The sequence below is a fragment of the Helicobacter sp. MIT 01-3238 genome (genome assembly GCF_003364135.1).
Lineage (GTDB): Bacteria > Campylobacterota > Campylobacteria > Campylobacterales > Helicobacteraceae > Helicobacter_B.
The window spans coordinates 17662-27714 of record NZ_NXLN01000030.1; the positions used below are offsets into that span (position 1 = coordinate 17662).

A 10053-nucleotide genomic window follows, 5' to 3' on the forward strand; every position below is an offset into this window, starting at 1 on the left:
TGCTTTCTCTCTATGTCTTTGTTTTTATTCATTGCGAACTTTTAAGCGATTTGATTAGAATGCCAAGCATTTGCTCTTGGTGGGCTTGTGCCTTGCTGATTTCCTCATTTGCTTTAATGTCGTTATTTTTTAAATTTTTTAGACAGCACATTAGCACCAATTTTAAACTCTCACTATTGCCCTCTTTGGCAATATCAATTTCTTTTTTATCTAAGTTTTGTTTGCCTAATGACGAGTTTAGACTACGACTTATCAGTGCTAGATTCCCAAAAGTATCCATTTCGCTTTTATCATTTAGCCACCACTTTTCATCTGGCTCACTTTGTGGCTGAAAATGCTCAATAGAGCCTAGATTTCTAAAATAGAAATTCTTGCGTATTGCGCTAAAATTTTTGTCTTTAATTTTTAAAGTTTCCTCATTTTCAACGCCATTTTTCCACAAATAATACTCCAAGCGGTAGAACCAATAATGTGGCGTCCCTGTGCCATTATTTAGCAGAGAATTGAAATCTATATTTGCTGGAGTTTCGGCGTGATATTTTTGCGCTTCTTTTATCGCTTCATTTGTTTCATTTAGCAATTCTTTATCGCTTAATTGTGCAATAGCTAAATTTGTATCAAGTATTTCTAAGAACTTAACCAAATTATCTTGTTTGCCCTCGTCATAATCCCCAGCAAAATGTGCGCATATTTGATTAGGATTCCATATAGGGTTTGATTTTTGCACTTGTGATTCCCATTTGCCATTTTTATCGTTTTTTATTGCGATTATCCCCTTATCGACAAAATATTTCACAAAATTATCATAAGTTCCAACTGCATAGAATAGTTTTTGCAAAAACGGTGTGAGCCAATGATGATAATTTTGCCTATCGCCTTGCCTTGCCACGCGTAGATAGTTTTGAATCATTGCTAAATTATGCAATGGCCTATCCGCAACTAGCTTACTATCCTCTGGCAAACGATAATATGTTTTTTGATTTTTATCTTTATATGGATACAATCGCCTAATCCTAAAGCCATTGCCTTGCTCGGCATTGTTTTTAATCACAAAATAATCAAACAATACACGATAATAAAGCATATCTATAATAAACCATTTACACGATTCGCTATCCATTTTTGATAAGTTAAAAATTTCCAAAAGTTTATCTTGTGTGATAGACACACTATTATCTTGCGAGTATAATTTATAGCAATGCAACAAAAATGTAGGAAAATCAATGATTGATTCGACTTTATCGGGCGTGTCATCATTTTGCGCGTTTTTTGCATTTCTCTCATTAAACTCACTAATAATTGTATCAATGCCCCACTTTTCGCCACTCTCATTTTCAGAATTTAAAAAGTTTCTATCACTTGCGCTTTGGAAAATGTATTTATTCATATCGCTACACAAATCCCAAATTTTGGCATATTTTTGCCACTCACCACCACCACCTTGCTGTATCACGCTAAGTATTCGTGCCTTTAAAATCTCGTGTTGTTCAAGCTGTTTGCCACGATTATTCATACGCACAAAGAAACGATTTAAATCAGTATTTTGCGCTAACTCTACAAAGACAAAGCAAATTTTTGTGTAAATAAAATTTGCAAAACAATTTAGTCGCTTAGAATCTATTTCTTTTTTATTATCATCTTTACTAAAATTCCCATTAAACCACAATTCTATATAATAAAAAGCATCAATAATCTTTTGATGAATGCCTTGCAAATCCTTTGAAAGCTCTAATTTTTTCTCTTTATTGGGCTTAATCTCGCTTTTTTGAATCTTTTTAGCAAGATTTTCTAACGCTTCTCTTTCTTTATCGCGTATGGGCATAGCGATTCGTAGTTTATCACCCTTTAAAATAAATTCTTGCCAAACCTTTTTCGTTATTTCTTTTTCCCATTCGTATTCCCTACTTGCAAGGTAAAATCCTATAAACCATAGCGTAGTAAGCCTTTGCTGTCCGTCTATAAGGATAAATTTTTCTCCCTCATTTTCACTTTTTTTGCTTGTAGTGATATTGCCGATAAAGTATTGCTCTTTGCTCTCATCATAAGCCTTTTTCATATCATCAAGTAGTGTTTCAATCTCGTCTTTTCCCCATTCATAAAGCCTTTGATATGGTGGAATTTCAAAGAATATATCCTTAATATCTACTATCATTTGTTTTTGTGCTTTATTTTGATTACTCATTGTTTGCTCCTTTATTTTTTTGATTCTGGGTGTGGCATAATGTCGTAACGCTCATATTCAGTTTTTTCATCATTATTATTTTTGTCTTTTTCTTGCACCATTTTTAGATATTCCTCCGTAGCGTTGGTTCTTTTATCGTTGCCACTCTCCTTGTCTTTTCTATTATCAATAAACTTCTTTAGCTCACTCTCAAGTTCTCTTTCATAGCTTGTAAAATAAATGAGTGATAAAAGTTTTTCCTCTTTAACATAATTTTTAATAGTAGCCTCGCCAACTCTACTTGCCTCTACGCGCAGACTAAATACCGCTCTTGCAATAAGCCGTAACATATAGTCTGTATTGCCATTTGGGAATTTATCAAAGTAAATCATCATAGCCATAATGTAAATCAAACGATTATATGCAAAACCTGTTTCATCAATACTTGCGATTTTATTTTCATAAAATTCCGTAAGTAGTAATTTTTCATAAAGTCTATTAAAATGTGCTAAAAACTCAAAGAAATCTGCCCCGCCGATAAAATTTTGCAAAATACCCAAAGAATTGGTGCTAGGCTGTGATTTTGTTTGCAATGTCGCAGAAAATTCCTTGCAAAATTCATTATAAATATGACTTTCTTGTGGGTTTGCGATAGTAGAATGCGTGGCATTAGCCAAACTACCTCTATCTCGTAGCCAAATCCTAGCTGGAGCTAATATGTCATTAAATAATATTTTAATAGGTGGATTTTTGTCATCGCTATTTTTAGACGCCAAAGATTCAAAATCTTTTGCATAAAATTTTATCAAATCCTTGCAATTTTGAGATTCCAAAGCCCTCAAATGAAACGCCTTTACCAAATCATAGGCTTTGAGCCTCGCACCTTTCGCATTTGCACTATCAAAGAATATAAAGGCATCATCAAGGCTATTTGTAAAAACGCAGACAAATTCTATATTTTCTTTAAGATACTTTATAAATTCATCTTTTTCATCTTTATTGCGATTGTTAAACCAAGCATCGATTGTTTCTCGTGCCTTAGTCTTATATTTAGTGTTGCACTCACTAGCTAACACTACGCTATCATCTGCCTCATCTAGCAATCCACCTCCCAAAACCAAATCCAAAGTCGTAAGCCTTTGCTGTCCATCGACTATGTTGAATTTGACTACATTTTCATCGGTTTTGTCAATTTCAATGTGGATAATCAAACTGCCCAAAAGATAGCGTTTTTCATTTTGTTTATCCTCATTATCGCCTTTATTCTTGTTGTCCGCTTTTATTTTCTCGTTTTCTTTCCTTTGTTCATCTATATCCTCAAGCATAATTTTTACCATTTCCTCGCTCCACACATAAGCGCGTTGATAAAATGGGATTACAAGTTTATATTGTGGATTTTCTAATTCCTTTTTGCTTGGGTTTAGCACCTTACTAGCAATGCCTTTAAACAAATCTTTGTTATTGCCATTTCTCTCTATCAACTCACCAAGCGTTAAAACGCAAGTTTCTATCATTGTTTCCGTTGATTTTGTTTCACTCATTTTCACCCCTTTAAATTCTAGAATCTGAAATCACATTTTACAAAAAAAAAAAAAAAAACGATTTCAATAGTTTTTGCTCTATTTTTAGATTTTTTGCATAAGAATTTTGCCCTAAATTTTTACTTAATAAAAGGATTTTGCCTTTAGGATTTTACCCCTAAAGGCTTGCCCCTAAAATCTCATAGAGGCTCATAGAAGTTCATAGAAGTTTTAAGAGCATTATAGCCCGATTACGCCTACGCGCACTTGATTTAGCTTGGGATTTTGGGCTATGTCTATCATCGCGCTTGCATAGTCTGCGTAAGAGCCTTTGGACTGCCCCTTAGCATTTACCTCAAACTCCTCGCCGATGATTTTATATTTGCCACTTTTGGGTGCGTCTGCCACAAATTCTGCAGGCGGGCTTACATAAACCCAATTTAGCCCCTTTTGGGTGCGCAAAAACTCCAAAAGCTCGCCGTGTGCGTTTGCCACGCCTTTGTAAGAGTCTGGGAAGCTAGGCGTATCCATTAGCCTTGTGGTGTGGCTTTTGTCCATATATAAGCCTCCTGCGCCGCCCACGACTAGCAATCGCGCTTTGTTGCCCTGCAAGATTTTGCCTAGATGCTCGCCGTGCTTTTTATATAGGCTTAAGTCTTTCCACTCGCCAAAGGCATCGATGATGACATCAAAGCCACTCAAATCGCTTGAAGCAAGCGCGAAAATGTCTTTTTGCACTACTTTCACACCCTTTTGCTCCAAATCTTTTGCCTTGCTTGCGTTGCGCACAAAGGCACTCACGGTATGCCCGCGACTTAGTGCCTCTAGCGTGATAAGTCGCCCTGCTTTGCCTGTGGCTGCCAAAACCGCGATATTCATTTTCGCTCCTTTCTTTGCTCCTTTTCCAAAGGCAGTGCTACTTAGAGCTGCCAATCCTACGCCTAACGCTGCTGTTTTTAAAAACTTGCGTCTTGTATTCATTGTGTCTCCTTTTGAGATAAATTCGCTAAAAGATTTTCGCTTTTAGCGTGAGGGAATTATAATGAAGTAATATCATAAAATCAAGTAGGGATATTTTTGTAATATAATATTATTTTTAGGACTATTGCGTGAAATAGGCTAAAATTTAAGCAAAGATTTTTTGAAATTTTGCTAGAATGTGTCGTTTAAATTTTAAAAAAGGAGTAAAAATGGGCGCGAAAATGTATAGCGAGGAGTTTTTCTCTCCCTGTCCTGTGGAAACTACGCTAAATCTCATCGGCAATAAATGGAAGCTCATCATCGTGCGGGATTTACTCACGGGTAAAAAGCGATTTGGCGAGCTGAAAAAATCCATAAGCGCGAGCAAAAATCAAAGCATAAGCCAAAATGTGCTCACCCAAAATCTGCGCGAGCTAGAAGGGGCGGGAATCATCAAGCGCAAGGTGTATGCGGAAGTCCCGCCCAAAGTGGAATACTCGCTAACCGAGCTTGGGCAATCGCTTGATGCGATTTTGCTAAGTCTGCAAACTTGGGGAATGACATATCAGAGCAACCTTAAAAAAATCGGGTAGAAGCCGTGCAGTGGGAACACGCGTGAAGAAATCTAGCGCGGGGGAATGCGGGGGAAAATGTCGCACGGAGAATGTAGTGGAGGAAAAATTTGTTGGCAAAAAAAACTAGCGCGGGAGAATCTAGCGGAGAGAGGGCAGTGGGGAAATGGGCAGTGAAAGTTGGGCGAAAAAATCAGGGCAAAAAAAGTGAGTAAAAAAAAACAGGTAGTTTTGGCAAGGTGTATAGCAAGTTAGATTTTGATAAGTTATTTTAGTGAGTTTTTTAGTAAAATTATTTTTGCATTTTTTTTTGGACAAAAATTTTTGTAGAAAAACGCTAGAATCGTAAAATTGCCTAAAAAAAACAAAACAACAACTAAAAGGAATAATATGGAATTTTGGAGTGTATTTTTGGTGGCGTGTGCGCTTAGTGCAGATGCCTTTGCTGTTAGCCTTTGCAAAGGATTTAGTCTAAAAAAAATAGAGCCAAAGCATTATGCGATTGTGGCGGCGTATTTTGGTGGATTTCAGGGAGCTATGCCATTGCTTGGATATGCGCTTGGATTTTCTCTTAGTGCGTTTATTGCTAAGTTTGACCATTGGATTGCGTTTGGTTTGCTCTCTTTTATTGGGCTAAAGATGATAAAAGAGTCTTTTGGGGAGCATTCTTGTGGCGTGGAGGGGGCGGATTTTGGCTATAAGATTATGCTTCCTTTGGCTATCGCTACGAGCATAGACGCACTAGCAGTGGGAGTAAGCCTAGCCGTGCTAGAAACGCATATTTTTGCAAATGCGCTTTGTATCGGCGTGGTGAGTGCGGCTTTTTCTATCCTTGCGCTAAAAGTGGGTAATCGCTTTGGCTTGCGCTTTGCAAACAAAGCCGAGCTTTTGGGCGGTGCTATACTTGTGCTTATCGGCACAAAAATCCTAGTGCAGCACTTAATAGAGGGGATTTAAAGCATTGATTTTGCTATAATTGCGCTTTTTTAGTTTTGTTTAAGGCTTATATATTATGAAAAAAAATCACAAAAAAGATTTTGATATTATTGTCGTGGGTGGTGGACACGCAGGGCTAGAAGCTGCCTGCATAGCTGCAAAAATGGGCGCAAAGGTGCATTTGCTAACGATATTAGTCGAAAATATCGCCCTTGCAAGCTGCAATCCCGCTATCGGTGGGCTTGGCAAGGGGCATTTAGTCAAAGAAATAGACGCGCTAGGCGGGGTTATGGGGCGCATAAGTGATAAATGCGGAATCCAATATCGCACGCTAAATGCTTCAAAAGGTCCAGCCGTGCGAGGCACGCGAGCTCAAATCGATATGGACGCGTATAGAATCTATGCGCGAAATCTAGCCCTAAACACTCCAAATCTCACTATCTCGCAAGAAATGGCGTGCGAGATTTTGCTACAATCAGATGGGCTTCCTAGCAAATCTAGCACACAATCTAACGCAAAGTCTAAAAACCCCCACGACTTAGAGCGAAAATCTGCCAAAGCCATAGGTATTCGCACCAATATCGGTAAATCTTACTATGCTGATAAAATCATCATCACCACAGGCACATTTTTGCGCGGGCTTGTCCATATCGGGGAAAATCAAATCATAAATGGGCGATTTGGCGAGAGTGCTAGTAATGAGCTAAGCCAAAGCCTAAAAAACATAGGGCTAAAGCTAGGACGACTAAAAACAGGAACTTGCCCGCGCATAGACGGGCGAAGCATAGATTTTGCCTCCTTAGAGCGACATATAGGCGATGAAAATCCACCGCACTTTAGCTATCACACAAGTATGTCTTTGGAAAAATCTGCTAGCGATTTTGCACCGCAGGATTTGCCTTGCTTTGTAACCTATACAAATCAAAACACGCATAAAATCATTAGAGAAAATTTCCACCGCGCACCACTTTTCACTGGACAAATCGAGGGTGTGGGTCCAAGATATTGCCCGAGTATCGAGGATAAAATCAATCGCTTTGCTGATAAAGAGCGACATCAATTATTTCTAGAGCCACAGACAAAAGATTGCGTAGAATACTACATAAATGGGCTTACTACTTCGCTACCTGTGGATGTGCAAGAGAAAGTCATTCATAGCATAAAGGGGCTAGAAAACGCCCGCATAACGCGCTATGGATATGCCATAGAATATGACTATGTCGAGCCAACACAGCTAAAGCACACGCTTGAGTGCAAAGAGGTGGATTGCTTGTATCTAGCTGGGCAGATAAATGGAACTACGGGCTATGAGGAAGCGGGAGCGTTGGGGCTTATGGCAGGGATAAATGCGGCGTTGAGCCTAAAGTCGAATTTACCAAAAAAAGCGGAGATTTTGGAGAATCATTATGCTAAAAAACGCGCAAAATCTAGCGAGATAGATTCTACGCTTTATAAGCTAGTATTTCGCCGTGATGAAAGCTATATCGGTGTGATGATTGATGATTTGGTAACTAAGGGCACAAAAGAGCCTTATCGGCTTTTTACCTCGCGTGCGGAGTATCGCTTGCTTTTGCGTGAGGATAATGCGATATATCGCTTGCTAGAATATGCCAATGCGCTAGGCACGATTTCGCCTAGTGATTATGCGATTTTTGCGCAAGAGAAGCGTGATATTGCTAGTGCTATGGAATATCTAGAAGCTGTCTCTATCACGCCTGCTAAGCGTGTGCAGGAGTTTTTGGCTAGTATAAATCAGCCTGTGCTAAATGATAAAACCGCGCTTGTGCATATCGTGGGGCGAGGTGAATTTGGGCAAAATCTTTTGCAAAATGAGTTTAGCGATTTTTTTGCGCTAGAGGAGTTTTTGGAAAAAGAAGCGTTGGCTAAGGACTCTAGCTTGCGAGTAGCACAGCAAGTGGGGCAAAACCCTGCACAAAGTATTTCGCAAAATATTTCCCAAAATCTTGCTTCAAATTCTGTCAAAGATTTGACTAGCAAGGCAGACAAAAAAGAAAATCCACAAAATTTATTGCCACCGAAATTTCACACTATGTCAAAGAGGGCACTAAGCCAAATCCAAATTTTGTCCAAATATCACAACTACATACAAAAGCAACTAAGTGATGTGGCAAATATGAATGAAATGCTAAAGCTAAAGATTCCGCAGGATTTTGAGTATAGGGGGATTTCTGGGCTTTCACTTGAGGTGGTAGAAAAACTTAGCCTTGCAAAGCCAGCTACGCTTTTTGAAGCGAGCAAAATCAGTGGGATTACCCCTGCTAGCTTAGATGTGCTTCATCTATATATTCATCTGCGCTCTTAAAGGAATTTAGTAGCTAGAATCTAATATGCAAAAATCTAAACACTAAGGAAAAAAATGTCCCAAAAAAATCAAAGCAGTTGTAAAAATGAGCACCAAGAAAATTGCCAAAAATCTTGTCAAAACGATTTTCAACAATCTTGTATAGAGCTTTTGTGCGAGCTGATAAAGAAACCAAGCATAACCCCACAAGAATGCGGAATCTACCAAATCATAGAATCCAAACTTAACGAAGTGGGCGGGTTTAGATTTTTGCACTTTGATAAGGGTGGGGTAAAAAATCTTTTTGCTTATAAGGTTTTGGGAAAAAAATCTAGCGCAAAAGGGGATTTGAGCGTGGATTCAAATATAAACTTAAGCGCAAAATCAAGCACAATCTCAAGTGATAGCATAAAGCATTTTTGCTTTATGGGGCATATTGATGTCGTGCCCGCAGGGGAGAATTGGAGTGTTGAGCCATTTGGTGCGGTAGTGAGAGGGGGCAAAATCTATGGCAGAGGCGCGCAAGATATGAAAGCAGGGATTGCAGCATTTGTGAGTGCGGTGGTGGATTTTGCAAAAGAGATAGAAGCAAGCAAAATAAAAGCAAGAGGGGTAGGGGAGGCAAGCGAAGCAATGGATATAAGCGAGGCAAAATCTCAAAATGACTTGCCTATCCTCTCAATACTTCTAACTAGCGATGAAGAGGGAGAGGGCATATATGGCACTAGATATGCCTTAAGCGAGCTTCAAAAGCTAGATTTGCTACCTACGCACGCTATTGTCGCAGAGCCCACTTGTGATGAGGAGTTTGGCGATATGATAAAAGTGGGGCGGAGAGGCTCAATAAATGGCTCACTCAAAATCATAGGCAAGCAAGGACACGCAGCCTATCCGCAAAAATGCCTAAATCCTATCGAAGCACTAAGCGCGGCATTGCTGCTAATCGCTGGCGTGAAGCTAGATGAGGGCAATGAGTATTTTTCCCCATCTACGCTTGTAGCAACGGATATAAGAGGTGGGCTTGAAGTTTGCAATGTAACGCCAAGTGATGTTACTTTACGATTTAATCTGCGAAATTCTACGCTTTTTGGGTTGGACGATTTGGAGGTGTATTTTGGGCGTATTGTGGAGATGATTGAGCGCAAAGTAGAGGGTGTGAAATGCGAGCTAAGTCTATCCCAAAGCTCAAAGCCGTTTTTAAGCAATGCTAATAGCACTCTTATAAAATCTCTAGTAAAAAGTGTGGAAAAAATCACGCACATAACGCCCACTCTTGGCACAGGTGGTGGGACAAGCGATGCGAGATTTGCCAAAGAGTTTGGTATAGAAGTGGCGGAATTTGGCGTGAAAAATGACAAAATCCACAGCGTAGATGAATGTGTAGAGATAGCCCAAGTAGTGGGGCTTTATGAAGTGTTTTTGGATTTTCTAAAAAATGAGATAGCGTAGATAAAATCTTTTGCTTTCCTCCAAAAACATATTTTTGGATTTTGGTTTGTTGCGGTGCTAGTGTAAATTATAAAAAACACAGTCATTTCATAATTTTAATCATTTTTTGTGAAATATAGTAACATATTTGAAATTTTCACAAAAATTAAAATG

The 10053-nt window shown here is 38.9% G+C and carries 7 protein-coding genes; 4 read left to right on the forward strand and 3 right to left on the reverse strand.

Annotation, left to right across the window (positions count from 1 at the left end; all coding sequences use genetic code 11):
- Window positions 1-28 precede the first annotated feature (28 nt).
- The 3 genes from CQA40_RS09400 to CQA40_RS09410 form a co-directional block, all read right to left on the reverse strand.
- Window positions 29-2182 (reverse strand): DUF262 domain-containing protein, encoded by a 2154-nt coding sequence (locus tag CQA40_RS09400; RefSeq protein WP_258864533.1) that lies wholly within the window; start codon window positions 2180-2182, stop codon window positions 29-31.
- Between the two features lie 11 nt (window positions 2183-2193).
- Window positions 2194-3702 carry a DUF262 domain-containing protein gene (locus CQA40_RS09405; protein ID WP_115520584.1) on the reverse strand — a complete coding sequence of 503 codons (1509 nt, stop codon included), beginning with the start codon at window positions 3700-3702 and terminating at the stop codon, window positions 2194-2196.
- Window positions 3703-3921: 219 nt separating this feature from the next.
- Window positions 3922-4662, reverse strand: coding sequence for an NAD(P)-dependent oxidoreductase (locus CQA40_RS09410; RefSeq protein WP_115520585.1), 741 nt, complete (start codon window positions 4660-4662; stop codon window positions 3922-3924).
- Between the two features lie 221 nt (window positions 4663-4883).
- On the opposite strand from CQA40_RS09410, the gene rrpB reads away from it, so the two are divergent.
- The 4 genes from rrpB (at window position 4884) to dapE (ending at window position 9900) form a co-directional block, all read left to right on the forward strand.
- Complete coding sequence (gene rrpB, locus CQA40_RS09415; RefSeq protein WP_034560834.1) at window positions 4884-5234, forward strand: MarR family transcription factor RrpB; 351 nt, start codon at window positions 4884-4886, stop codon at window positions 5232-5234.
- 369 nt (window positions 5235-5603) lie between these two features.
- Entirely contained in the window at window positions 5604-6170 is a 567-nt protein-coding gene (locus tag CQA40_RS09420; RefSeq protein ID WP_115520586.1) for a manganese efflux pump MntP family protein, read from the forward strand.
- 55 nt (window positions 6171-6225) lie between these two features.
- Window positions 6226-8472 carry a tRNA uridine-5-carboxymethylaminomethyl(34) synthesis enzyme MnmG gene (mnmG, locus tag CQA40_RS09425; RefSeq protein ID WP_115520587.1) on the forward strand — a complete coding sequence of 749 codons (2247 nt, stop codon included), beginning with the start codon at window positions 6226-6228 and terminating at the stop codon, window positions 8470-8472.
- 54 nt (window positions 8473-8526) lie between these two features.
- Entirely contained in the window at window positions 8527-9900 is a 1374-nt protein-coding gene (gene dapE / locus CQA40_RS09430; RefSeq protein ID WP_115520588.1) for a succinyl-diaminopimelate desuccinylase, read from the forward strand.
- Window positions 9901-10053 lie beyond the last annotated feature (153 nt).

Excerpts from the sequence above, each read along its gene's own strand:
- CQA40_RS09400 (WP_258864533.1), bottom strand. The coding sequence starts at position 2,182 with ATGAGTAATCAAAATAAAGCACAAAAACAAATGATAGTAGATATTAAG.
- dapE (WP_115520588.1), top strand. The coding sequence starts at position 8,527 with ATGTCCCAAAAAAATCAAAGCAGTTGTAAAAATGAGCACCAAGAAAAT.
- CQA40_RS09405 (WP_115520584.1), bottom strand. The coding sequence starts at position 3,702 with ATGAGTGAAACAAAATCAACGGAAACAATGATAGAAACTTGCGTTTTA.
- mnmG (WP_115520587.1), top strand. The coding sequence starts at position 6,226 with ATGAAAAAAAATCACAAAAAAGATTTTGATATTATTGTCGTGGGTGGT.
- CQA40_RS09410 (WP_115520585.1), bottom strand. The coding sequence starts at position 4,662 with ATGAATACAAGACGCAAGTTTTTAAAAACAGCAGCGTTAGGCGTAGGA.
- rrpB (WP_034560834.1), top strand. The coding sequence starts at position 4,884 with ATGTATAGCGAGGAGTTTTTCTCTCCCTGTCCTGTGGAAACTACGCTA.
- CQA40_RS09420 (WP_115520586.1), top strand. The coding sequence starts at position 5,604 with ATGGAATTTTGGAGTGTATTTTTGGTGGCGTGTGCGCTTAGTGCAGAT.